This is a genomic window from Mucilaginibacter gossypiicola (assembly GCF_900110105.1).
GTDB lineage: Bacteria > Bacteroidota > Bacteroidia > Sphingobacteriales > Sphingobacteriaceae > Mucilaginibacter > Mucilaginibacter gossypiicola.
The window spans coordinates 192,862-217,284 of sequence record NZ_FOCL01000001.1 but is presented as its reverse complement, the minus strand read 5'-3'; the positions used below and the strand labels follow the sequence as shown (position 1 = coordinate 217,284).

Sequence of the window (24,423 nt, the reverse complement as noted above, 5' to 3'; positions counted from 1 at the left end):
AATGGATAATACTGCGATTGATTTCAAAAGAAAAATAAATATCCCCTGGCTGTTTCGGATGGCTTGGCGCGATAGCCGGCGCAACCGGTCAAGGCTGTTCCTTTTTATATCGGCCATCGTATTTGGGATTGCTGCGCTGGTAGCTATTTATTCTTTCAAATACAATGTACAAAATGATGTGAACGACCAGGCTGCTACGCTGATTGGCGCCGACTTATCTATTTCCGGCAACAAACCTGTCGACGATAAGTTAAAACACATGCTCGATTCATTAGGCGATCAACGTTCGCAGGAACGAAGCTTTGCATCTATGCTTTATTTCCCCCGTACCAAAGGAACGCGGCTGGTGCAGATCAGGGCATTGCAGGGAGGCTTCCCCTACTATGGCACATTAGAAACCACACCAGAGGCTGCCGGGCTTACCTTTAAAAAAGGCAGAATGGCACTCGTTGATAAAACCCTGATGCTACAGTTCGATGCCAAGGTAGGCGATTCCGTAAAAGTTGGCAATCTCAATTTTCAGATAGCCGGCATCCTGAATAAGGCACCCGGCCAAAGCGGCGTAATGGCTGGTATTGCCCCTGTGGTTTATATCCCAATGCAGTACCTGGAGCAAACCGGGCTTGTAAAAATAGGCAGCCGCGTTAATTACAGCTTTTATTACAAGTTTAATTCGTCGGTTAATGCGGATAAGCTTGGCAAAAAGATCGACCCAATGCTTGACAAGGCCGGCATGCGTTTTGAAACTATCGAAACAAAAAAAGATAACACTGGCCGCGCCTTTGGCGATTTAAGCCGATTTTTATCATTAGTAGGCTTTGTTGCCTTACTATTGGGCTGCGTTGGGGTAGCCAGTGCTATCCATATTTATGTAAAAGAAAAAATTGCATCCATTGCTATCATGCGCTGCCTGGGTGTTAAATCATCCGAAGCATTTTTGATTTACCTGATACAAATTGTCGGTATCGGGATTATCGGTTCGGTTACCGGGGCTATATTGGGTACAGCTGTTCAACATTTATTGCCCCTTGTATTTAAAGACTTTTTACCGTTTACTATTTCGGTACAAATATCATGGATGGCTATTGGCCAGGGCATTTTGCTGGGCGTGATTATCTCTATTCTATTTGCGCTGCTACCTTTAATCTCTGTTCGAAATATTTCGCCACTCAATACACTTCGTATTTCGTTTGATGAAAGCGGCAACAGGCGCGATCCTTTGCGTTGGCTCGTGTATTTGCTGATACTGATCTTTGTAATAGCTTTTACTTATTTGCAGTTGGACAGCGTGGTGGGAAGTATACTGTTTACGTTAGGAATCCTGATTGCCTTCATGATACTAACCGCAACAGCCTGGCTGTTAATGCGCATCACAAAAGCTATAGTAAAAGGTTCATGGAACTACTTATGGCGACAGGGATTTGCGAATTTGTATCGTCCCAATAATCAAACCATTATCCTTATTGTATCTATCGGCTTAAGCACCATGTTTATTTGTACATTATATTTCGTGCAAACATTATTGGTACAGCAGGTTAACCTTTCAACCAGCGGCAATCAATCAAACATGATCCTGTTTGATATCCAGAGCAGCCAGGAAAAAGGGGTTGTTCAATTAACCAAACAGCAGGGACTTCCTGTATTACAGCAGGTACCTATTGTTACGATGCGTATTGAACAGATCAACGGTAAAACCGCTGCAGATCTTACAAAAGACACTACTATTAAAATACAGCATGGCGTGTTTGCCTGGGAGTACCGGGTAACATTCAGGGATTCGCTAACGTCGTCAGAAAAACTATTGGATGGCAAATGGATTGGCAAGGCCGATCCTTCAAAAGAAATCCCAGTATCTGTTGAAGAAAACCTGTCTAAACGGGGCAATCTTAAAATTGGCGATAAGATAGTATTTAATGCACAGGGCGTGCAGATGCCGGCCTATGTTGCCAGTATCCGCAAGGTTAACTGGGGTAAAGTGCAAACCAATTTCCAGGTAGTTTTCCCTAAAGGAGTACTTGAAGATGCACCGCAATTTCATGTATTGATGACACATGTGCCTTCAAACAAAGTGTCTGCAGCTTTTCAGCAGGTTATAGTGAAGGCCTATCCTAATGTTTCCATAATCGATCTGGGTTTGATTTTAAGTGTTGTTGATGAATTGCTGAGTAAGATCAGCTACGTTATCCGTTTCATGAGTGCATTCAGTATCATTACAGGTATTGTAGTGCTCATAGCTTCGGTACGTATCAGCAAATATCAGCGTATCCAGGAGAGTGTCTTATTGCGTACCCTTGGCGCAAGTCGTAAGCAAATATTCACTATCACTGCGTTGGAATATTGGTTTTTAGGGAGTTTGTCGGCATTGACGGGCATCCTGATTGCATTTGCTGGCACTTATTTCCTTGCAAAATATAGTTTCGAAATATCATACAGCGTTAATGTTTTACCTGCTCTTGTATTATTTTTGATAGTCAGCTTGCTAACCGTTGTTATCGGTTTGCTGAACAGCCGTGGAGTGTTAAACAAACCACCGTTGGAGATTTTAAGAACAAACGCATAAACGCATTGTATTTATCTGATATGAACAAAGTTACTTTAAGCGGGATCCTGCTTGCAGCCCTTATTATGGCGGGCTGCGGCAACAGCGCTAAATCACCAAATAATGACCAGGCCCAGGCTACTACCGAAGTGGCAAAAACCGACTCGGCATCAAAGAAAATAGTTTTATTTTTTGGCGATAGCCTTACCGCAGGGTACGGGCTCGATGACCCGGCAGATGCTTTCCCGGGAGTGATCAGCCACATGGTTGATTCGCTGAAACTGCCTTACAAAGTAATAAATGCAGGCTTGAGCGGCGAAACTACCGCAGGCGGTAACGGGCGCATTAACTGGCTGTTAAAGCAAAAAATAGATGTGTTTGTACTTGAACTCGGCGCCAACGACGGACTTCGTGGCATCCCCGTGAATGAAACAGCGAAGAACCTGCAATCTATAGTTGATAAAGTTAAAGCTAAATACCCCGATGCTAAACTTGTTTTATTAGGCATGCAGGTGCCACCCAACATGGGGGCCGATTATACCGGTAAATTTAAAACCGTATTCCCCGATTTAGCTAAGAAGAACAATATGGCACTGGTACCCTTTCTGTTAAAGGATGTAGCGGGCATACCATCACTCAACCAGGGCGATGGCATCCACCCTACTGCCCAGGGTGCAAAAATTGTAGCCGATAATGTTTGGGCGGTTCTGAAAGACGAATTGAAATGATCAATCATTCAAAGCCTGGTACACCATAGCTCTGAATTTATCCTGGATCTGGTTGTGAGGAAAGGGCCAGTTTTGTACAAATAACAGGCAAACAAGGTGCTCTTTAGGATCAACCCAGTACAACGTTCCGTAAAAACCGCCCCAGGCAAAGGATTCTTCACTGATACCGAGTTTGGCCGAACTGTTTTGCGAGGTGAGGCCAAAGCCCAAACCAAATTTATCTTTATCGGGATTAATATACAGATCGCCAATTTGGTTCATTGTCATCAGATCGACGGTATGGCGGGCCAGTAAACGTTGCCCGTTATACACGCCGCCGTTAAGCATCATTTGTAAAAAAGTGGCGTAATCTTTTATAGTTGAACTTAGGCCTGCGCCACCGGCAAAGTATGTACCATTGGCCTTGGGATAATTCACATCAAACGCAGGAAATGTAGATTTGCTCCAATTGGTGATGCGGCCACTTTGATCAAAGGTATAAGCAGTAACCAAACGGTTTTGCTTTGAGGCAGGGATATAAAAATAAGTATCGTTCATGCCCAGCGGGATAAAGATCCGCTCTTTGAAAAACTGATCAAGACTTTTGCCGGATATTTTTTCTACAAGGTAACCCAACACATCAATATTCATTCCGTAAGTCCATCGTTCGCCAGGTTGGTGCAGCAAGGGTAGTTTGCCCAATTTGGTCATAACGTCGGCCAGCAGGATCTTATCAGCTACAAAACCAGCAGGAATACCTGCCTTAGCATAAATAGCCTTCATTTTTGGAGAACCGATCTGCGCATATTCGATACCCGAAGTATGGGTTAGCAGATCACGAATAGTAATTTCACGCTTTGCGGGAATGGTGGTATATGTGCTATCCTTATCATTAAACTGATCAACCACTGTAGGATGCGCGAAGGTGGGCAGATATTTGGAGATTGGATCGTCCAGTAAAAACTTGCCCTCCTCAAAAAGCATCATCACGGCCACACTCGTAATAGCTTTTGTTTGCGAGGCTATACGAAAAATGGCATCGGTACTCATTAGCCGCTTTTGCTCTTCATCCGCCAGGCCAAATGATTTATTATAAACTATTTTTCCATCGCGGGCTATAAAGCCCACCACACCTTTTACATATCCCGAGTCGATATTTTGCTCGATCATGGCATCTATCCGTTTTAACCTATCCGGCGAAAACCTTGCCGAAATTGGGTCGGCAGTTTTTAAAACGGTGCCTTGCGCAAAGGCATTGGCAACAAATGCTACAAATAATAAGAAAGTAAAGGTTCTTTTCATCACGCAAGGTCCTGGTTTATTGGTGATGCAAAATAGCTATTTTAGTTTGATGAATCCCTGATAATTAATTCTGTAGCCAATGTTATGTGTTGATTTTTTTGTTCGGAGGCAGTGGCATTAAGCCTTTCCATCAGCAGCTTGATCACGTTATCAGCTATTTCGTCAATGGGCTGGGCTATAGCGGTAACTGCCGGAGTGTACAGTTCAAAAAGCTCATAATCATCAAAAGCAATCAAAGCGATATCTCCGGGCACACTTTTTCCTGCTTTTCGGATAGCCTTCAGCCCGCATTTTCCCAAATGATTATTGGCAAACAAAATAGCGTCCACATTTTTGTTGTTTTCAAGAAAATCCGCCATTAATTTAAGGAGGGCCTGATCTGTTGTATGGAAATCAACCTCAGTTATGTTGGACTTCAATTTACTTTGGCGCATAGCTTTTTCATAACCTTCTAACCTTTCCATCATTTGGGTTTGGATAGAACTATAGGTTATAAAAGCAATATTTTTATGCCCTTTATCTATTAAATATTGTGTAGCATTAAAAGTGCTGAACAGGTTATCAACCACAACATAATCCGTTGCCACTTTAGGCAGATAACGGTCAAAAAGCACAACCGGAAAGCCATCTTTGATCAAATCGCTGATATCTTCTTCAATATTATCCGGAGGGGTAATAATATAACCATCAACATGCCTGTCACGAAACATAGCAATCAGTTCCTGAGTTTTTTGAGTATCGTTATCAGTACTGCTGTAGATGATCTTGTAGCCGCTTTGATAAGCCAAATCTTCAATCCGACGGGCTATAGTAGCAAAAAAGTGATTAGAAATATCCTGTACCAATAAGCCTATGATATTTGATTTACCTGTCCGCAAGCTCTTGGCTAATGAGTTAGGTTTGTAACCTACCTCCTTTACATATTGCAATACGCGTTTTACAAGTTCATCGCTGATGCGTTTTTCCTGTGCCCGCCCGTTAAGGATAAAAGACACAGTGGTTTTAGAAATATTCAGACTATTGGCAATGTCAACTATAGATAATTTCTTCTTCAAGGATTTAGTATTTAAAACCAAATATATAATATAAATGGTAATGCTAAACAGGTTTAGTAGATAATAAACGGTTTATTTTGCTTATTAATTTAATTACCGCCGGATAAGTTCCAAAATCTAAATAAGTTTTAAAACAAAAAAAGATCGCCCCTAACAGGCGACCTTTCAGTTAATATATAGGGAGTTAGAATATTAAAATCTGCGCATGCCCCTGCCGGAGTCTCTGTTTTGAGTAAAACGTTCTCCACCGTTACCTCTGTCATGACCGCCATCATTTGATGGTCGGCCGCCCCAATTGCCGCGGTTGTCGTGATCGCCATGATTGTCATTGTTGCCGTTATTTTGTTGATGGCCGTTGCCCCAGCCGCCATGATTATCGTGGTTTCCGTTGTTAGGTTGTTGGCCATTACCCCAACCTCCGCGGTTGTCACGGTTACCGTTGCCCCAGTTGTGATTATCCCTGTTATCTCTGCCATTACCCCAGTCGCCACGGTTATCGTATGGATTAGGCCTTCTACCCCAGCTGCCACGGTCGCCTCCCCAGCCTTGACGATAAGCGTAACCATTCATAGGCCTTCTGTCAAAACGGTGGCCCCAGTTACCACGGTCGCCCATGTAGCCACCCCATCTTTGCCTGTAAAAGTCGTGATGCAGGTACGGACGCGGAGCCCTTACTTCATAACGTACACCAGTACGCCAGTTATAATCCCTGTACGCGCCGGGTAGGTAAGCGCAGCTTACCCAACGGCTGCCATCATTGTAATAATAGCATCCTGCGCCTACATTATAGTAAGCTTCAACTTCTGGCAAATAGTAGTAATCATCATCGTCACTAACGTTTACGTTGTCGTTATCATCATAAACAGGTTCTTCTTGAACCACAGGTGGCGGAGGAGCCGGTACATAAACGCGATGAGCAGGGATATTAATACCAAATTGTATAGATACCTGAGCGTTGGCTTTGCTGATAAATAAGCTTCCGGCTGCTATTGCTGATAATATGACTAACTTTTTCATAATTGTAAATTTTATATAGTTAGGACGATATCTATCAGCAATGGTTTAACCAGATATTACTTTATGTGTTAAAACATTAGTTGATTAGTACTATCTTTTATTTAGAGCGGCTTTAACCAAACTTTATTTCGAAACAAAGCCAAGGCAATCTATTGCTGCCAAATTTTATTAGCCTGGCCGATCGCAATAAAAATGAAAGTCTCACTTTAATACTACAAAACAGATTTTAGGATTATAGGTATATTTACTTAATTTGATAACCTTTAATCAATTACCATGAAAAACCGCAAATTATTACATTCCATACTACCCATAGTTGCTGTGGGAGGCTTTATGTTTTTTACAGCCTGTAAAGGCAACAATGATTCAAAGAAAGCTGCAGACAGTACATCTACCCCTGCTTCGACAACAGAAAACGCAGGTCTTAAAACTCCCGAAGGCTTTAGCGCCAGTATTATTGCCGAGAAACTTGGTGGTACCCGCCATATTGCTATCACTCCGCAAGGCGATATTTATGTAAAGCTCACCAACGTTAAAAACAGCAAAGGCATATTAATGCTGCATGAAGAAGGTGGCAAAGCTTCAGTTAAAAACAGCTTTGGCGCTTACAGCGGCACGGGCATGTCCATCAAGAATGGCTATCTGTATGCTTCATCTGACGAAGAAGTTTTTCGCTACAAGCTGAACGATAAAAGCGAAATTATCAATCCTGATCAACCTGAAAAAATTGTTACAGGTTTGATCAGCCGTCATGAGCACGAAGCTAAAGCAATAACACTTGATAACGATGGCAACCTCTACGTTAATATCGGCGCCTATTCAAACGCCTGCCAGGTTCAAGACCGTAAAAAAGGTTCACCCGGTCAAAAAGGTTGTCCTATCCTGGATTCTGCAGGCGGCATCTGGCAGTTTAAAGCAGATAAGCTCAACCAGCATTATGGCGACGGCCTGCGTTATGCCACCGGCCTGCGCAATGTTGTAGGTATCACCTGGAACCAGCAAAACAACCAGCTTTTTGTGATGCAACATGGCCGTGACCAGCTTTACGAATTTTATCCTCAATATTTCACAGCCAAACAATCGGCTATATTACCTGCCGAATGTATGTACGCCCTTAAAAAAGGTGACAACGCAGGCTGGCCCTATATGTATTATGACCAGGAACAGCACAAAAAAATGCTGATGCCTGAATACGGCGGCGATGGTAAAATTGAAGGCGGAAAAGATGCTATCGATCCGGCCGCTGCCTATCCTGGACACCTTGCCCCTAACGGTTTGTTATTTTACACCGGCGATCAGTTCCCGGCAAAATATAAAAACGGCGCCTTCATTGCTTTTCACGGTTCATGGAATCGCGCACCGGAGCCACAAGCTGGCTATTTTGTAGTATTTCAACCGTTTAAAGATGGCAAGCCAGACGGCCAGTGGGAAGTTTTTGCTGATGGCTTTTCAGGCTCTGCTGCTAATACAGCTTCAGGTGCAGCAGCGCATCGTCCATGCGGTTTGGCGCAAGGCCCAGATGGTTCGCTTTATGTTACCGATGATGTAGCTGGAAATATTTACAAAATCACCTATAAAAAATAACAATGGACTTTAAAAAAGCCCTTCTGCTATTATTCATAATCTTATTTACAAGCGTTGCCTTACAAGCACAAACAAAACATAAAAAGCCGGCAGGCAGGAAACCTGCCGCCGGCTTAAAAGCATCCATAACCCGAGGTCAGGCACTCTTCACTCAATATTGTGTAGCTTGTCATCAGGCAGATGGTTTGGGTGTACCGCATATGAACCCACCATTGGTTAAAACCACCTATGTTTTAGGCGATAAAAGCAAGCTTATCAAAATAGTACTCAACGGTTTTGACGAAGATGTAGAGATAAACGGCGAAACCTACTCAAACACCATGGCCGCGCATGATTTTATGAAAGATCAGGAAATTGCCGATGTGCTTACCTTTGTACGCAACAGCTTTGGCAACAAGGCAAGCGCTGTTACTATTGCGCAGGTAAAAGCTACAAGGGCTACTAATAAAAAATAGCAGAATCAGACTTACGAAGTTTTGGAAACTTCGTAAGTCTTAATATATATTACTTCTTTCTGATAATCGCAGTCGCTTTTATCTCAATTAAAATATCATCCCTGAAAAGTTTGCTCACTTGTACCAACGTACTTGCCGGTGGTTGTTTGGTATTCACAAACTTATCTCTGATACCACGAACCAGCTGAACCTGCGATGCATCCATAAGGTAATAGTTTAGCTCAACGATATCATTCATAGTGCCGCCTGCAGCTTCAACTATATTCTTGATATTAGTAAAGATTTGTTCTGTTTGATTGGCCAGGTCGCCATTACCGGCAAGTTTGCCATCTTTATCCAAACCAACCTGGCCCGACATGATCACCATCTTACTTTTGCCAAGATCAACAATTACCGCATGCGAGTAGCCGAATGGTTTACCTACTGTAGCTGGATTTAAAAAAGTTACGTCTTTATTTACTTCCTGGGCAAAACATGCCGACGAAGCGCTGAACAAAATGAGATACAGGATTTTTTTCATAAGGTAGTTTTTATCGCACAAAGTTGAGCATCCTGCTGCAAACTTACAATATGGTTATACCTGCCGACCAGCCAATCCAGCCTTTTGTGCGATTTCCCCAATCAATCAAACCCGGTTTATTTTTTATGATCTGCTGAATATCGCTATCGCCGGGGTGATCGCCATAATTGGTGTAAACGTTAAACGATGGCCCTGCAAAAAAGCTCGCTTTTGAACCGGCCCTGAAATTAAGCAAAGCGCTTACCCGGTTTATCTGATTTTGGTTTTTCCATCCTTTGGCCAACAATGCATGTGTTGAACCTTCGGCAGAAAGGGAGAAGCTATTATTAAAAATAAAATCATGGCCCAACCCAAAACCATAGCTGTAAAAAGCGTGCTTCTCGGTAAAATTAACACCTCCGGAAACAACAGAATACAGCTTGGCATTACCCGATTTGAAAGCAATATTTGTTGTGGTGACCTCATCACTGTACACTTCAATTTTAGCATAACCATTACGCGATATATTGAGTAAACCTATACCATAACCATCCAGCGTATCTGCAATATTTACCAATGCAAATGATGCGCCTTTTATAACCCGGGCCTTATTAAAAATCCCGGCTACCTGCATCCCGCTTGCTTCATTACCGGTAACGTTGGCTATCCCGGCAATGCTGAAGCCTTTGGTATTTTTGCGGGTGTAGTTGTAAATACCGGCAGCCTGAAAACCTTTACTATTGCCGCTTACGTGATTAAAGATCCCGGCCAGCTGTACACCATTAAGGCTATCCTTTACCATATTATATAAACCGCCTGCCTGAATACCCGTCATGCTTTTTTGATCATTATTACTTACAGCAGCCAGTTGAATCCCCTTACTGTTACCTCCCACAATATTGAAGAGCCCGGCAGCCTGAACATATTTAACATCCTGCTTGTTGATATTAAATAGCCCGCCAAGCTCAACACCATTAACGCCTCCGTTATATCCCCCTAAAAGATTAAAAGAAAAGTTATTGACTATTTGTCCGCTCATGATACCGTGGCTCCCCAAACTTGGCACAAGCGAAGCCTGTACCGGAACAGTTGAAAGATACCCACCCAGGTTAAGGTTCTGTATTTTTTGCCCTGATGAAAGAAACATCCTGCCCAGCCAGCTCCTGTCTGATTTTGAGTTGGCTGCATCTGCGCTGTAATAATACTCGCGCGGCTTTATAGATACATTTACGTTGTTTAAAAGATTAATGCTTGTATCACGATAAAGCTCCTTGCTTACATTAAGCGTGATCATGCCATTGGCTTTTATTTTAAGCTGAAAATGCCCATTTTGATCGGTAAGGGTAGATTCGAGGGAGTTTCTTTCATACACACTGGCATTGTAAAGTTTTTTACCTGTTACATCATCGTACACATAACCGCTTATGTAATAAACATTGCCCGGACCGGCTATAGTATCGGGCACAAGGCTTAACCTGTACGGCGTAGGCCGGAGTATAATATACCCCGGCGATTCTTTATAATCAACCTTACCATGAAACAGTTCATCGAGTAAATTCTTGATAGTTTGGCCCGATGTTACCATGCTCACCACACTATCGGTTTTAATAACATCGTTACTGTATGAAAAATAAAACTTACCCTTTTCGCCAATGATGTTAAGGATGTCGGCTATCTTTTTTTGTTTAACATTGAGTGCTACGGTACGGTTCAAGTTATCCTGCGCAAGTGCATTGGTAATTAGCAGGCACCCCGCCAACACCAGCATGATATAAAATAATATGTTTAGTTTCTTTTCCATCAGTTTTTAATTATGATGAGATGAGGTTTTTTGATCACTTTAACATCTCCAAATGTTTCTGCAATTGTTTTCAGGATGTGATCCAATGAATCCGCTTTAAATGTGGTTGTTATGGTTCTGTTAGCCAGCTTTTTATTATCTATTACAATATTTGCGTGGTAAGCTTCATTAAGCACATCAACCAGTCGCCACAGCGGTGTTTTATTGGCCACAAACTTCTGGGTGCGATAATAATTATACAACTCATCCTGGCTGCTGCTTTTTTGCATACGGCCGCCCTGTACCGATGCTTTCTCTTTCGGTTTCAGCTTCACTACAATTTCCTGTTGAATTACCTGCACCACGCCGGTTTCAACAATAACCTCGGTATTGGGGCCAGTGGTTTTGATATTGAACGATGTACCAACCACCTTTACAACCACATCATTCACATGGATCATAAATGGCTTTGATTTATCATGGGCTACATCAAAAAAAGCTTCCCCTTTAAGCGAGATTTCCCTGGTGTCGCCGGTAAACCTGTCGGGATAATTCAATACCGAATTTTTATTCATGGTGATAAGCGAGCCATCGGCTAAAGCAACCTTGCGTACCATATTGCCGCTTTGCAGCGTAAGCACGTTGGGCTTACCGGGCTTAAGCACTGTATATAGTATCCCCGCGCTTCCTAATATGACAAGCCACATAGCCGCAATTTTAAGCCAGCGGTTTGCAGCGTTTAAATGCCGCACTTTAGCTGATACTTCAGTCCTGTTTTGAGCCAGCTGCTTAAATTCGGCCCATGAGGTATCGGGATCAATCTTGCTTTCTATCTTAAGCTCGCGACTGGTATCCCATATCAGTTTAAAGTGATCGAAATACTTGCGGTTGTCTTCACTTTCGCTGAGCCAGCGGTTGATGGTTTCATTCTCAACCGGCGTGGTTTCATTCAGCATGTATTTGGTTAATAAATCTTCCATCATCTTAAATAATATTAAAAGCCCTGCTAATAAGCCAAATGATCAACGGCAGGTAATCAACTAATTTGAGCCGTAATGTTTTCAGGGCCTTGCCCATCTGATTTTCTACTGTTTTTATGGAGATACCCAATTCATCGGCAATTTCCTGGTATTTCAAATCCTCAAACCTGCTCATCTGAAACACAGTACGGCATTTTTCAGGTAGGTCATTCAATGCTTGCTGTAACTTTTCTTTAAGGTCAAGCAACTCCATGCCTGTGCCTTCATCCACTTTATCCTTCGTCATATACAGTACATGTTGCTGGTGGTTAACCTTTACTTTTTGGTGCCTGAGGTTATTAAGGCATTCGTTATAAACGGCCCCATACAGGTAAGCCTTTATCGATCCGCTGAAGTTCAGCCGCTCTTTACGTTCCCACAGCCGCATGAAAACATTTTGTACCATACCTTTGGCGGTATCTTCATCTCTTAAAATAGAGATAGCATACACGTGCAGCGGCCTGATGAAGTGCTTATACACCTGTTCAAAGGTTGCTTCATCACCGGAGAGCAGCAGCGGGATCAGTTGTTCGCTATTTAAATCCAAAATATGATCTGTTTGGGTTAACATTCAATTAAATCTCAATGCGGTAATTAATAGTTGGAAGTATGCCTATCCATTTATTTTTCTCAATTATCCGCTTGCTCTGGTTATAAAATAAACCTGTGTTGTTGCGCCTGTTAAGCAGATTCTGGATATCGAGCAGTAAAAAGTGCGATACTTTTTTGCTGTTGATCCTGTAGCTGGCCGAAAAATCGACACGAATATAGGGATCAGCAGTTAATGTGTTGGTTTTAGACTGATCAATCACCTGCTCATCACGCTGAAAGGTTTCATCAACTAAAATAGGTGTATACCTCCTGCCACCTGCATAAATAACCTTTCCGTTTAAACCGAACAGGTTTTTATGATTAGGCCCGGTGGCCCATTCCTTCCCCGCTACCAGGTTAGTTACATACTGGGTGTTAAATGTGGTATTAAATTCCTGCCCGCTCAGGGCTTTGTATTTTGAATTGAACACAGAGGAGGTGATCATAAAATAATACCCTTTATTTAACGACCGCTCTACAGAAAACTCAATGCCATAGTTTTTGCCGGTTCCCTTGTTCACTAACGAATGATAGTCGGTACCGCTGATGGCAGAGTTATCTGATACATTAAGCACCGAGAAATTATTAGCAGGATCGCTGGATACGGGCACATCATACAAATGCTGATAGTATGCCTCCGTTTTAAATTTCAGGTGACCGGAAAATAACTTCTCATAACCTAGCACCAACTGTGCTGATTTGGTTGGCGAAAGCTTGGTGCTTACCGCATCATTAGACTCGGCACTTTTGGCAAAATAAAAAGACAGTGGTTCGAGCCTGCTGTAAGCACCAGCCGCTAAAGATATTTCCTGATCAGATGTAACATACCAGTTTAAACCGGCTCTTGGTTCGTAGCTCCAGGTTTTGCTCAGATCAAAATAGTTGACATGGATGCCGGTGTTTAAACTCAGCTTATTACCAAAATCATGCTTGTTTTGAATGAAACCATCAAAAGTTGCTACGCTGCCTTTCTGGTTTAAAAGTTCCTTAAGTTGCCGTGTATCATATTGGTATTCCAGGTCATATAAATTATAAGTGAGAAAACCGGCGTTTAAACCAGCCCGAATGTTATTATTTTCGCCGGAGCGATAGTTTACAATACCGGCATAGCGGACAGCTGTATTATCATAATGATTTTTCTGCAATAAACTCGGCTCAAATTTAGATGTGAGACTATCTACCTTGGATGCATTACGACTGCCTGAGAAAGATATGATGTTACTGAAGTTAAGCTTGTTATTGGCGATGTAGATATTCTTCAGGCCAACACTTCCGGCTTTATAATTATAACGAAGATCGTACGAATCCATTCTTTCGTCCCATTTGGTAGTATCACGTTTAGCATCGGTATTTACATTACCCGCACCGCCTACGCCAAATACAGAGAACGTACCCATGCTTTTTGTCGGGAAAACAAGATTAAAAGATAAATCCTGGTATTGCGGGATACCTGAATCAGATACATCAACACCTACAGCTTTAAGCAAACCAAGTGTGGAATAGCGATAGCTGACTAAATAAGAGGCATTTCCTCCCTTAACAAACGGCCCTTCCATGGTTGCGCCAAGTCCAAGCACACCGGCAGTAAAAGTATATTCGCGTTTATCTGTATTGCCTTTTCTGAAACGCAGGTCAAAAACACCTGCTGTGGCGTTGTTATATTCGGCAGCAAGCGCACCTGTATAAAAATCAGATGTACCAATCACGGTTGAATTAAGCATACTCACCCCACCACCTGCCGAGCCTTCATTATTAAAATGGTTAGGGCTGATGATCTCTATACCCTCCAAACGCCATTGCAAACTTTTGGGCGAATTGCCGCGCACAATAATCTCGTTATTATCGCCGCCTGCTACCACGCCTGCAAAGCCCTGCGCCATACGCGCCGGATCAAAAAGGGCACCGGCATAACGGTTAGTTTCTTCGGGCGAGAATGACCTGCCGCTGGCCATCGCCATTGAATTAATAGGGCGTTTGTTGGATGTGGCGCTTACAACTACTTCGCTAAGCTGAGTGTTGGCCGTTTCCAGCTCCACGTTCAGTTCAATTTCTTTACCGGTTGTTACCAGCACATCTGATAATACCACTTTATTGTAACCCGCGTAACTGATTTCAACTATCTGCCTGCCGATAGGTACCTGAGTGATATGAAAAACACCATTTGCATCGGTAATGCCTGCTCTTTCGGGTTGTATAGAAACAACTTTCACGGTTACACCCGGCATGGTCAGCTTTGAGCTTTTTTCAACAACTGTACCTTTTATGGTTTGGGTAAAAGTTGCTCCGCCGGGTTTGACCTGGGCCGTGACTTTATAGCCCTTGACCAGTAAAATAAATAAAAGTAATAAGGAGGATAACTTGTTCATTTAAGTAAAATTTCCCCTGAAACACGCCAGGATTATTTTACCCCTATGAGCAAATTAAATTTTTATTCAGATGTCAAATTAAGACACTTAAGATTTTTTCAGGCGTGCTCCTGCTTAAAAACGTAGTGCAGCACCTTGCTATGCAATTCGTCGGGTAAAAATGGCTTCATTACGATGTCGTCAAAGCCTGTATTATAAGCTTCGTCTTCCACGTCCTTAGGAAGATTGGCGGTGAGCGCTATAATAGGGATATTTACTCCGTTCAATCTCATTTTTTTTGTGGACTCATAGCCATCCATAACAGGCATTTGTAAATCCATCAACACCAAACGATGCTTTGATGTATCCAACTTGTCAAGTGCTTCCTGACCGTTGGTTGCTACATCGGTAGTGGCGCCCCAGCGCTTTAGATAAGTTTGGGCTACCAGCACATTCATGGGGTTATCATCAACCAGCAAAATAGAGATTCCGTCAAGAAGCTTATCCGCCGCATCTTGCTTAACGTTAACATTAACTGCTTCGGGTATATCGTCGCCTTTTTCAAAGGTTTGAATAAAGTAAAATATCGACCCCACTCCTTCCTCACTAATCAATTGCAAAGACGAATCCTGTAATTCCAATATTTTTTTGCTGATGGCAAGACCTAAGCCTGTTCCCCCAAAACTTCTTGATATAGATGAATCGGCCTGGGTAAAGCGTTCAAATATTAATTTCTGTTTGCCACGGGGGATACCGATACCTGTATCTTTCACAAACACCATTAACGTAGCAGTCGTATCGGTTTGCTCCTTCACCTCCATCCCTAATACCACCTCGCCGCTTGGAGTAAATTTGATGGCGTTATGAACAAGATTGCTAATCACCTGCGATAACCGGGTGGGGTCGCCAAGCAGTTTGTGCTTCAGTTTTTTATCAAAATCAAGCCTCAGTGCAATACCCTTATCATGAGCTGCTGTTTGTAAACCGCCTACCACATTACGTGCAATAGCAGCCAGATCCATCTCTATGTGTTCGAAGGTAATTTTACCTGCCTCTATTTTGTTATAATCAAGCACATCGTTCACTATCGCCAAAAGGTTATTAGCCGAAAAAAGCATGACATCCAGATGTTCGATTTGATCTTTTCGCGGCTCGTTCCTGAGCAGCAGATGGCTCATGCCTATTACCGAATTTAGTGGTGTTCGAATCTCATGGCTCATCGTACTTAGAAATTCGCTTTTAACCTTTAACCCCTGCTCAGCTTCGGCCTTTGCCTTTTTCAACACAAATGATACCCTATGCGCCAGAACAAGCGATTGCAAAAAGAAAAATGCGATATAACCAAAAAAACTAACCAACTGCAAAGGAGGTATTAACGCCCAGTAGTGAAAAAGAGAAATACCAAATACCGACATTAAAGCAAATGCGCTCATCAAAGCATAAACAGACCCCGGCCGGTTGTTGCGCCATGCTTTTGAGTACACGTAAGGAATATAAACGAGGCAAAAAAGCATCACCACTAAAAAGGGGTTTACCAACTGAGTAAAAATCAAAGCAGGGCTGAACAATGTCATTAAGGTAAATGAAAAGCTTATACCATTAATGACATTAACTACCCGGCTGTTTACATCTGCAGGGTATAAGTATAATGTGTAAAGGCCAAACAAACCTATTCCTAAAAATAAGCTCATATATTCCAGTCTTGCCGTTATGTACCAGTTAATATCAGGCAATAAAGTATGCAGTACATAATTATCCGTACCGATGATCCGGTAACTATAAACCATTGAGAAGAGGGCAAAAAGTAAAATGGCTTTATCCCGGCTGCCCAACAAATACAAACCAAGAAAAAATAACCCTCCCATCATTAAACAGCCCGTCAGCATCAGGTCAATACCCTCTGCCCTATGCCTGGCAAGATCAATTCTATCTGCGGGGCCTATGAATATGGGCTTGCCGATACCACCTTTACTGTGTATGAAATTGGAAATTTGCAATGTTATATTAATAGTATCACTATTGGGCAAGTCGATAGCATGATACTCCCAATGCGCTTCAAAACCCTTTTCGGAAGTGGTAACCTTTCCGTTTGATGACGATAATTTACTGTTAATATAAAGCCTGTAGGCGCTGTAAACATCTGGCATCGCCAATTTTAAAACACCATGCTTTTGAGGCAGTAAAACTTTAAGCCTATAGGTTCCATAACCAAACGCAGGTAATTTTTTCCCTCTCCAGGTATAGCCGTTCCATTTAAAAGGAAACTCAACCAGCAGCCTGTCTTTAATAACATCCGTATCACTGGGGCTTAGCAACTGGTTCCAATAAAACAACCAATTCCCGGTAAGCTCAATTTTATCGTTGATAGGTTTGCTGCGCAGATCTAATATACCGTGAACCGCTGCTACATAATTAGTTTGTGCAGATACCCGTGCAACGGTTCCGATCAATAAAACAAACGCGATATATAGAACTCTGCTGATCCTCATTGACTTACGGCCTTTATTATGAAAATCAAAAGCCAATAAATTTGTTTCGTTTTAGATTAGGGAATACGCTTAATTTTCCATAACCGGCTTAGGGATTTTCATAATAAAGTGTGAATATAACAACCCATACGAATATTTTGAACTATTATTATTGCATATCGATTGATATAAACAATAGGTTAAATTTACAATCGGGTATAAGTAGTAATAGTTAAAGTCAACCCTAAATTATCTTGATTAGCAATTACAAAAAAGGCGGCAGAATGATTTTCCTGCCGCCTTTAATCGCATTCAATTAATTAAATGAATATTATTTGATTACCGGGCCATCTAATACAGGCACAGTTACGGTATTAATCTCTGTTTGTTTAGTATCATTTAATTGATCAAGTACAACGATACTATTTGCTCCTTTTTTAAGCCAGCAGCCCGGCAGGTATAATGTTTGTTGCGGACCAATCTTCCAATAGCGGCCGATGTTAATACCGTTTACAAATACAATACCTTTACCCCAGTTTTTCATATCCAGGAAGGTATCACCCAGTTTGCTGAGGTCAAATGTTCCCTGGTAAAGTGTCGGGTTACCGGTTGTATTTGTTGTTCCTGTCGTAAGTGCCGGAACCTTATCCATAGGCAGCTTGTACATTTGCCAGTTACCGGTAATTTCATGATCATCAATTTTTACCGGGCTGATAATACCTTTTAGGTTGTGAATGATTTCGCCACCGTAATTGATGCGGCCAAGATTTTCAACCAAGATATCCAAACGGGCATTAAATGGAATATTTATCGGGCATGTAAATTTATTGCCTTGCCTGTTAACCTCGCCAACTCTTTCACCGTTTACATAAATCGTTGCATAATCTCTTAATCCTTCCAGATTTAAAGTACCACTAATGGGTTGTGTAAACTTGCGGCTGTATAATACATAGCCGTGCCCCTGGTTAAGCGTTTCGAATGTTTGCGGGGTATCGCTTTCTACGGCTTGCTGATTTTTTGCAAATTCCAGCAAATCGGCAGTTTTAGTAAGTTTAATAGCAGGGATCTGGATCACAGGGATTGATGCAGGCACTTCAGGAATTGAATAAGCCGCATATTTCTTCATCAGGTTACGGATAGCCGTAAATTTAGGTGTAACCCATCCGGCTTCACTGATTGGGGCATCGTAATCGTAACTGGTAATATCCGGTTGAATCTGATGCTCTTTGCTATAATTGGCACCGCTTGTAAAACCAAAATTGGTACCGCCATGTGCCATGTAAACATTAAATGACACAGTATCTTTCAGGTATTTCTCCAGGTCTTTAATTACTGAAGTCTCTGACACTTTCTCAAACTTCTCACCCCAGTGGTCAAGCCAGCCTGGATAATATTCGGCCACCATGTATGGGCCTTTTCCATCGTTATATTGATTAATAAGCTTCTTCAGGTTTTTGGTATCCCCTTCTCCGTTAGCTGTTGGCAATGCGCCTTGAATTACGCCGCCTTGAAACAGCCAGTCACCATCTGAAGTAAACAGAGGTACGTCAACACCGGCTTTTAAAAGTAAATCTTTTATAGCGGCACTATAGATTTTATGATCGGCAAGCGGCACGTCCTTGCGCTGCGCCACATATGATCCAAATTCATTTTCGGCCTGAACCATGATTATAGGCCCTCCGTGAGTTATTTGCAGGTCTTTAACCTGGCTCATTAACTGGTTAATGTACGTTTTGCAAGAATCCAGAAAGCGATCATTTTTGCTGCGGATAACCAGTTGTTTGTCATTTTGCAGCCACCAAGGATATCCCCCAAATTCCCATTCGGCACAGGCATAAGGCCCCGGTCTTAATATCACCATCAGGCCCTCCTGCTGTGCTGTTTTTATAAACTCGCGAATATCGCGGTTATCAGTTTTAAAATCCCAAACACCCGGACTAACTTCATGATGGTTCCAGAAAACGTAGGTTGCAACGGCATTCATGCCCATTGCGCGAAGCATCTGCAGGCGCTGTTTCCAGTAAGCCTTTGGGATCCTTGCAAAATGCATTTCGCCGGAGTGGATCTGGATTGGTTTTCCATCGTAAATAAAATTACCATCGGCAATTTTAAAAGTGTGTTTTGCCTGGCTAAAAGCCTGTGAAATAATGAGGATTAAAAGGAATAAAGAGAGAAGTGCTTTTTTCATTTGCATTTGTAGAGTTGACTCATGATAGATCATGTATAATTATACCGACCGCTATGTTTACGAGCCCCTAAATTATAAAGCTTAAATAGGAATGCCTAATTTCCGGCGATCTTAATTTAACGCAAACGTTTGCCAAACAAAAAAGCTGTAATTAGATGCAGTTACTGCAGGATTTGAATCCCCAATTAAACAGATGAGGTTGGTCGATAAGAAAGCCACAGTAAAGTTCTGAATACTAATAGATTTCAAACTTTTGAAGCCGGGCGTTTTCCTGAAGCTTGGTGATTGCGCGGTTCCTTAGTTGCCTCACCCTTTCTGCGCTAACCCCAAGCCGGTTACCAATTTCGGGGGCAGAAAGTTCACTGTGCCCGTCCAGGCCATAATGATAAAATATAACCGACCGTTCGGCACCATTCAACCTGGCAAGTAAATCATCAAGTTGTTGTTTAAGTTGTGATGTCTCCAAAAAGCCTTCAGCTCCCGGTTCATCAACCTGTAAACGATCAAGCAAACTATAACCGTCATCGCTGGCCGAATCTGCTTTATCATACGAATGCGTAAAAGGAGCTACATACAGCGCCTCTTTTACCTTCCACTCAGCAGTTTCCAAAAATGCAGCTATCTCATCCTGAACAGGCAGCCGTTCGAGCTGTTGCTCCAAAACACCTGTTGCCCTGTTAACGTGAACAATCATATCTACCTGGTTGGCAGGCAGCCGGATCATGCGTGTTTTATCAAGGAGTGCTTCCATAATGCGCTGCCTGATCCACCAAACAGCATACGATATAAACTTGAAACCGCGGGTTTCATCAAAACGCTTCGCCGCTTCAAGTAAGCCTAAATTACCTTCGCTTATCAAATCGCCCATGGGCATGCCCTGATGCTGATATTTTTTTGCGACCGATACCACAAACCGCAGATTAGCCTTTACCAACTTATGCAAAGCCGATAGGTCTCCCTGCCGGATCTTTCCGGCCAGCAAAACTTCTTCTTCCGCATTAATAGTTGGTTCACGGGCAATCTCGCTAAAATATTTCTCCAGCGACGCAGCATCCCTTGCGGTGATTGATTGGGTAATATTCAGGTCTCTCATTAGGCCTTCGTTTAACTCATAGTTGCTGCATTGCTGTTTTTATAAACCGGCTCCAGGTGATCAAACATGTCTTTGGTCATTGCTGTCAAATCGTATTCTGGCTGCCAGTTCCAGTCATGCCTTGCTACGGCATCATCAACGCCGGCCGGCCATGAATTTGCGATGGACTGGCGCTTGTCTGCATTATAGCTGATGGTAAAGTCGGGGATATGCATTTTCAACGCTATTGCAAGTTCGGCAGGGGTAAAACTTAATGCACCTATATTATAAGCACCGCGCTCTTTGAGGGCTTCTTTTGGTGCGTTCATCAATTCGAGTGTAGCCCTTACCGCATCATCCATATACATCATAGGCAATGCAGTATCCGGGTTCAGATAACATTCGTAAGAACCGTTTTGTAAAGCTTCGTGGAATATAGCCACAGCATAATCAGTAGTACCACCACCAGCCGGAGCGCTATAACTGATCAACCCGGGATACCGCAGGCTGCGTACGTCCAGCCCGTAATGCTCCCTGTAATAAGCACACCATTGTTCGCCAGCTTCTTTGCTGATCCCGTAAACTGTTTGAGGGTCGAGCAACGCATCCTGCGGACTTATTTTACGGGCTGTTGACGGGCCAAATACGGCAATACTGCTTGGCCAAAACACTTTATCCAATTTATGATCTTTAGCTACTTCCAATATATTAAGCAGGCTTTGCATATTCAGGTGCCATGCTTTAAGTGGTGCTTCTTCTCCTTTGGCAGATAAAGTAGCCGCCAAATGATAAATTTGGGTTACGCCATAAGTAACAACCAGGCTTTCCAGGTCATCTTTATCCAATACATTTAACTGATGATATGGTCGCTGCTGATCCGGTATTGCTGCGGCATCATGCAGGTCGGTAGCGATTACTTGTTTCCGGCCGTAAACCTTTCTTAAAGCGGCAACGAGCTCCGTGCCAATCTGCCCACGGGCGCCGGTAACGAGGATTACAGTTGATGGTTGATTTTTGTGATGTTCCATAGTATTATGATGTAAAATTGTATATTCACAAACTCATAATCCATAGAGTACTTAAAATTTGGTTTTTAGAACTATTTTTACATTAAAAAACAGTTTGTAAAACTTTTGATAAATATTTAAAGCTTCCATTTTAGTTTTTATAACTCCTATGCTCAACCAACTCGACGAAACCGATATTCGCATACTCCAGCTTTTGCAGGAAAATGCCCGCCTTACCGGCCAGGAAATAGGCCTTAAGCTCAACAAAACCACTACACCTATCAATAACCGCATCCGCTCCTTACAGGAACGGGGGTATATTAAAAAATACGTTGCGGTACTTGACCATGAAAAACTGGAGCTTGATTTCATGACTTTTACACACGTGCAATTAAAAGACCATAGCCAGCACAGCCTGAGCCACTTTGAAAGCGAGATCATTAAACTACCCGAGGTTTTGGAATGCTATCACCTTACGGGCGATTTTGACTTTATCCTTAAGGTGACTGTAAAAGACCGCAAAGAATACTATGACTTTTTGATGAACCGGCTTTTCGCGGTAGTCGCTATTGGCAAGGTAGAAACCAAGCTGGTAATGAAAGCGGCAAAAACAGAAACGGCATTACCTATCGGGAAGCAGTAGTTCAAATCGTCAAAAATAAGATTCTGTTGAGGCAATCAGCTCAAGCAGTTCAAGCTTAGGTTCAACCTCTAAATCACTGGCTTCAAGTTCGGTGGCGAATTTATGAAAGGAAGCCAATCCCTGTAGCACCAGGTGAGCTTCCTCATTTTCCAACTGATCGAAATGCATAAATGTTTTACCGTCGGGCAATAGCCATGCGGTGTACTTTATGCCGGGATGATTTAAGGTTTTCAACTCTTCAACAATGGCGGCTATGTTGCGTTGATTGATTGCAGCAAACTCGGGCCGTGTGGTATATTGTACTCTTACTACTTTCATATCATGAAGCTACGTTAAATACCATCTGCATTAAACAGGCAAACGCGCCAAGCAGCAGGGGCATTTGTGACAAATTTTAAGCATCACCAAATGTTTTCGTTTAACCGGCAACTATACCAGCTTCAGGATTGTCATTTTTATGTTTTAAATACATAGAAATATTTCTATATATTAATATTATCCTACCTTTGCATCACCAATGTTGATTAAATATCATCTGAAGTAAAAGATAATGGACAATAAAAAAATAGAAAAAATATCCAGGGCGCTAAGTGACACAAACCGGATAGCTATTTTACAACAGTTTAAAAAGAGGAAGGATTGTTTGTATTGTGCCGAGGTGAACGATCTTCTTGACCTTACCCAGCCTTCTGTTTCACATCACCTTAAACAATTAGTTGATGCAGATTTGTTGTTACCGCAAAAGGAAGGCCGGAACCTCAAATACGTGCTAAACCAGGAAGTACTTGACGAGTACATCGCTTCGTTGAACGATTTAAAAAGTTAAAATTAGTTTTTATCAATAAAATTTAGTTTTCAGGACACGAAACATCGAAACATTTAAATATTCAAATACATCTACTCATGAATAAATCAATCTACATTATGGCGCTGGGCGCATTCGGTATAATCACTACCGAGTTTGGGGTTATAGGCATCCTCCCCGACCTTGTAAAAGAGTTTCATATTTCAATTGATACAGCAGGATGGCTGCTTAGTGCCTTTGCATTAACAGTGGCGCTTGCCGGGCCGTTTACTAATATGCTCACCGCCCGCCTTAACCGCAAATTTGTAATGTGCCTGGTATTGGGAATATTTGTGATTTCCAATTTATTATCGGCAGTTGCGCCAAACTTTACCGTGTTGATGATAGCCCGCATATTACCGGCATTTTTACACCCGGTATTCTGGGCTGTGTCTATGACTGCAGCCGCCAAACAGGCGGGACCTAAAGATGCGCCGAAAGCCATTTCTATAGTTATGGCAGGATTAAGTGTAGCAACCGTACTTGGCGTACCTTTAACCACCTACATGGCCGATCTTTTTAGTTGGAGGATATCATTTGTTGTATCAGCTATCGTAAACTTACTGGCTTTTGGTGCGTTGGCGCTTTTTTCACCATCAATGCCGGTTAATGAAGAATTGGCCAGCCCTAAAAGTCAAATAAAACTGCTTCGCAATGTCCATTTATGGGTCAAACTACTGGCTTCAACCATCATATTGGCGGGTATGTTTGCCACTTACGGATATCTTGCCGAATACCTTGATAAAGTATCGCACATGAGCGGGGCTCAAATCAGTATCATGCTGCTGGTATTTGGCGGTACAGGCATTGCCGGTAACTGGTTAATGGGTATTGCGCTTAGCAAGAATGTAACACTTACCACACGCCTATTTTTACTTTCATTGATTGCAACCCATATATTGGCTTATCAGTTCGGCGGGCATTTTATTCCGATGGTTATTATTCTTTCGGTTTGGGGGTTTATACACACCGGGGGATTTTTGGCTGCCAACATACAGCTTACACACGGTATCGAAGAGCCTGCACTTGACTTTGTAAACAGCCTGCTTCCCTCCTTTTTTAATGCAGGCATCACACTGGGCACTTTACTTGGTGGCTTTGTGATTGCCCATTACGGTATTCAACAGGTAATCTGGATGTCGGTACCGTTGCTTTTACTTGCATTTGGCATGAGCTTTATTAAAGCAAATACTTCAGAGAAAACTGTATCGAAAAATATTGAGGAAATACCGAAACCCGAAGCTGTACAAATGGCTGTTTGCGAATAATCGATCAGCTCAATAGCGAACTAAGGTATTATTAAAAAAG

General features: G+C 42.3%; 20 protein-coding genes. 7 read left to right on the top strand and 13 right to left on the bottom strand.

The genetic code is table 11. The features are described from left to right. Nucleotide 1 precedes the first annotated feature (1 nt). Both BMX50_RS00765 and BMX50_RS00760 read left to right on the top strand, forming a co-directional pair. Nucleotides 2–2,560, top strand: a complete 2,559-nt coding sequence (locus BMX50_RS00765) for an ABC transporter permease (protein ID WP_208864617.1) — start codon at nucleotides 2–4, stop codon at nucleotides 2,558–2,560. Nucleotides 2,561–2,580: 20 nt separating this feature from the next. Further along, on the top strand, nucleotides 2,581–3,267 hold the full coding sequence (locus tag BMX50_RS00760; RefSeq protein WP_091206268.1) for an arylesterase: 687 nt from the start codon (nucleotides 2,581–2,583) through the stop codon (nucleotides 3,265–3,267). Here BMX50_RS00760 and BMX50_RS00755 read toward each other — a convergent pair whose 3' ends face one another. The 3 genes from BMX50_RS00755 to BMX50_RS00745 all read right to left on the bottom strand — a co-directional run bounded on the left by BMX50_RS00755 (nucleotide 3,268) and on the right by BMX50_RS00745 (nucleotide 6,620). Beyond that, nucleotides 3,268–4,548, bottom strand: a complete 1,281-nt coding sequence (locus tag BMX50_RS00755; protein WP_091206266.1) for a serine hydrolase domain-containing protein — start codon at nucleotides 4,546–4,548, stop codon at nucleotides 3,268–3,270. A 41-nt stretch (nucleotides 4,549–4,589) separates the two neighbouring features. Beyond that, nucleotides 4,590–5,603, bottom strand: a complete 1,014-nt coding sequence (locus BMX50_RS00750; protein WP_091208500.1) for a LacI family DNA-binding transcriptional regulator — start codon at nucleotides 5,601–5,603, stop codon at nucleotides 4,590–4,592. Between the two features lie 192 nt (nucleotides 5,604–5,795). After that, complete coding sequence (locus BMX50_RS00745) at nucleotides 5,796–6,620, bottom strand: hypothetical protein (protein ID WP_091206263.1); 825 nt, start codon at nucleotides 6,618–6,620, stop codon at nucleotides 5,796–5,798. A 276-nt stretch (nucleotides 6,621–6,896) separates the two neighbouring features. Between BMX50_RS00745 and BMX50_RS00740 the strand changes: the two genes are divergently transcribed. Both BMX50_RS00740 and BMX50_RS00735 read left to right on the top strand, forming a co-directional pair. Beyond that, complete coding sequence (locus BMX50_RS00740; RefSeq protein WP_244280795.1) at nucleotides 6,897–8,204, top strand: PQQ-dependent sugar dehydrogenase; 1,308 nt, start codon at nucleotides 6,897–6,899, stop codon at nucleotides 8,202–8,204. 2 nt (nucleotides 8,205–8,206) lie between these two features. Next, the gene (locus BMX50_RS00735; protein ID WP_091206260.1) at nucleotides 8,207–8,659 is read left to right on the top strand and encodes a c-type cytochrome; all 453 of its coding nucleotides are present in this window, start codon (nucleotides 8,207–8,209) and stop codon (nucleotides 8,657–8,659) included. A gap of 49 nt (nucleotides 8,660–8,708) precedes the next feature. On the opposite strand, the gene BMX50_RS00730 is transcribed toward BMX50_RS00735, so the two are convergent. The 9 genes from BMX50_RS00730 to BMX50_RS00690 all read right to left on the bottom strand — a co-directional run bounded on the left by BMX50_RS00730 (nucleotide 8,709) and on the right by BMX50_RS00690 (nucleotide 21,649). Next, nucleotides 8,709–9,179: a RidA family protein gene (locus BMX50_RS00730; protein WP_091206258.1), complete on the bottom strand. Its 471-nt coding sequence runs from the start codon at nucleotides 9,177–9,179 to the stop codon at nucleotides 8,709–8,711. A gap of 43 nt (nucleotides 9,180–9,222) precedes the next feature. Next, entirely contained in the window at nucleotides 9,223–10,959 is a 1,737-nt protein-coding gene (locus BMX50_RS00725) for a carboxypeptidase-like regulatory domain-containing protein (RefSeq protein WP_091206255.1), read from the bottom strand. Further along, the gene (locus tag BMX50_RS00720; protein ID WP_091206252.1) at nucleotides 10,959–11,921 is read right to left on the bottom strand and encodes a FecR family protein; all 963 of its coding nucleotides are present in this window, start codon (nucleotides 11,919–11,921) and stop codon (nucleotides 10,959–10,961) included. Before BMX50_RS00720 ends, BMX50_RS00725 begins: the two co-directional genes overlap by 1 nt. A 1-nt stretch (nucleotide 11,922) precedes the next feature. Beyond that, complete coding sequence (locus BMX50_RS00715; protein ID WP_091206248.1) at nucleotides 11,923–12,528, bottom strand: RNA polymerase sigma-70 factor; 606 nt, start codon at nucleotides 12,526–12,528, stop codon at nucleotides 11,923–11,925. A 4-nt stretch (nucleotides 12,529–12,532) separates the two neighbouring features. After that, nucleotides 12,533–14,914 carry a TonB-dependent receptor gene (locus BMX50_RS00710; protein ID WP_091206245.1) on the bottom strand — a complete coding sequence of 794 codons (2,382 nt, stop codon included), beginning with the start codon at nucleotides 14,912–14,914 and terminating at the stop codon, nucleotides 12,533–12,535. Between the two features lie 98 nt (nucleotides 14,915–15,012). After that, nucleotides 15,013–17,382 (bottom strand): response regulator, encoded by a 2,370-nt coding sequence (locus BMX50_RS00705; RefSeq protein WP_091206243.1) that lies wholly within the window; start codon nucleotides 17,380–17,382, stop codon nucleotides 15,013–15,015. Between the two features lie 310 nt (nucleotides 17,383–17,692). Then, complete coding sequence (locus BMX50_RS00700; protein ID WP_208864616.1) at nucleotides 17,693–19,549, bottom strand: glycoside hydrolase family 35 protein; 1,857 nt, start codon at nucleotides 19,547–19,549, stop codon at nucleotides 17,693–17,695. 235 nt (nucleotides 19,550–19,784) lie between these two features. Beyond that, nucleotides 19,785–20,642, bottom strand: coding sequence for a sigma-70 family RNA polymerase sigma factor (locus BMX50_RS00695; RefSeq protein WP_091206237.1), 858 nt, complete (start codon nucleotides 20,640–20,642; stop codon nucleotides 19,785–19,787). An 11-nt stretch (nucleotides 20,643–20,653) separates the two neighbouring features. Beyond that, entirely contained in the window at nucleotides 20,654–21,649 is a 996-nt protein-coding gene (locus BMX50_RS00690) for an NAD-dependent epimerase/dehydratase family protein (protein ID WP_091206234.1), read from the bottom strand. 148 nt (nucleotides 21,650–21,797) lie between these two features. On the opposite strand from BMX50_RS00690, the gene BMX50_RS00685 reads away from it, so the two are divergent. Next, the gene (locus tag BMX50_RS00685) at nucleotides 21,798–22,271 is read left to right on the top strand and encodes an Lrp/AsnC family transcriptional regulator (RefSeq protein ID WP_090525447.1); all 474 of its coding nucleotides are present in this window, start codon (nucleotides 21,798–21,800) and stop codon (nucleotides 22,269–22,271) included. A 9-nt stretch (nucleotides 22,272–22,280) separates the two neighbouring features. Here BMX50_RS00685 and BMX50_RS00680 read toward each other — a convergent pair whose 3' ends face one another. Next, nucleotides 22,281–22,589, bottom strand: coding sequence for a hypothetical protein (locus BMX50_RS00680; protein ID WP_091206230.1), 309 nt, complete (start codon nucleotides 22,587–22,589; stop codon nucleotides 22,281–22,283). Nucleotides 22,590–22,821: 232 nt separating this feature from the next. Here BMX50_RS00680 and BMX50_RS00675 point away from each other — a divergent pair, with 232 nt between their 5' ends. Both BMX50_RS00675 and BMX50_RS00670 read left to right on the top strand, forming a co-directional pair. Further along, nucleotides 22,822–23,097 carry an ArsR/SmtB family transcription factor gene (locus tag BMX50_RS00675; protein WP_091206228.1) on the top strand — a complete coding sequence of 92 codons (276 nt, stop codon included), beginning with the start codon at nucleotides 22,822–22,824 and terminating at the stop codon, nucleotides 23,095–23,097. Nucleotides 23,098–23,174: 77 nt separating this feature from the next. After that, nucleotides 23,175–24,383, top strand: coding sequence for an MFS transporter (locus BMX50_RS00670; RefSeq protein ID WP_091206225.1), 1,209 nt, complete (start codon nucleotides 23,175–23,177; stop codon nucleotides 24,381–24,383). Nucleotides 24,384–24,423: the final 40 nt, after the last annotated feature.

Coding starts and splice junctions, on each gene's coding strand:
- BMX50_RS00765 (WP_208864617.1), top strand. CDS start 2: ATGGATAATACTGCGATTGATTTCAAAAGAAAAATAAATATCCCCTGG.
- BMX50_RS00760 (WP_091206268.1), top strand. CDS start 2,581: ATGAACAAAGTTACTTTAAGCGGGATCCTGCTTGCAGCCCTTATTATG.
- BMX50_RS00755 (WP_091206266.1), bottom strand. CDS start 4,548: ATGAAAAGAACCTTTACTTTCTTATTATTTGTAGCATTTGTTGCCAAT.
- BMX50_RS00745 (WP_091206263.1), bottom strand. CDS start 6,620: ATGAAAAAGTTAGTCATATTATCAGCAATAGCAGCCGGAAGCTTATTT.
- BMX50_RS00740 (WP_244280795.1), top strand. CDS start 6,897: ATGAAAAACCGCAAATTATTACATTCCATACTACCCATAGTTGCTGTG.
- BMX50_RS00735 (WP_091206260.1), top strand. CDS start 8,207: ATGGACTTTAAAAAAGCCCTTCTGCTATTATTCATAATCTTATTTACA.
- BMX50_RS00730 (WP_091206258.1), bottom strand. CDS start 9,179: ATGAAAAAAATCCTGTATCTCATTTTGTTCAGCGCTTCGTCGGCATGT.
- BMX50_RS00725 (WP_091206255.1), bottom strand. CDS start 10,959: ATGGAAAAGAAACTAAACATATTATTTTATATCATGCTGGTGTTGGCG.
- BMX50_RS00720 (WP_091206252.1), bottom strand. CDS start 11,921: ATGATGGAAGATTTATTAACCAAATACATGCTGAATGAAACCACGCCG.
- BMX50_RS00715 (WP_091206248.1), bottom strand. CDS start 12,528: ATGTTAACCCAAACAGATCATATTTTGGATTTAAATAGCGAACAACTG.
- BMX50_RS00710 (WP_091206245.1), bottom strand. CDS start 14,914: ATGAACAAGTTATCCTCCTTATTACTTTTATTTATTTTACTGGTCAAG.
- BMX50_RS00705 (WP_091206243.1), bottom strand. CDS start 17,382: ATGAGGATCAGCAGAGTTCTATATATCGCGTTTGTTTTATTGATCGGA.
- BMX50_RS00700 (WP_208864616.1), bottom strand. CDS start 19,549: ATGAAAAAAGCACTTCTCTCTTTATTCCTTTTAATCCTCATTATTTCA.
- BMX50_RS00695 (WP_091206237.1), bottom strand. CDS start 20,642: ATGAGAGACCTGAATATTACCCAATCAATCACCGCAAGGGATGCTGCG.
- BMX50_RS00690 (WP_091206234.1), bottom strand. CDS start 21,649: ATGGAACATCACAAAAATCAACCATCAACTGTAATCCTCGTTACCGGC.
- BMX50_RS00685 (WP_090525447.1), top strand. CDS start 21,798: ATGCTCAACCAACTCGACGAAACCGATATTCGCATACTCCAGCTTTTG.
- BMX50_RS00680 (WP_091206230.1), bottom strand. CDS start 22,589: ATGAAAGTAGTAAGAGTACAATATACCACACGGCCCGAGTTTGCTGCA.
- BMX50_RS00675 (WP_091206228.1), top strand. CDS start 22,822: ATGGACAATAAAAAAATAGAAAAAATATCCAGGGCGCTAAGTGACACA.
- BMX50_RS00670 (WP_091206225.1), top strand. CDS start 23,175: ATGAATAAATCAATCTACATTATGGCGCTGGGCGCATTCGGTATAATC.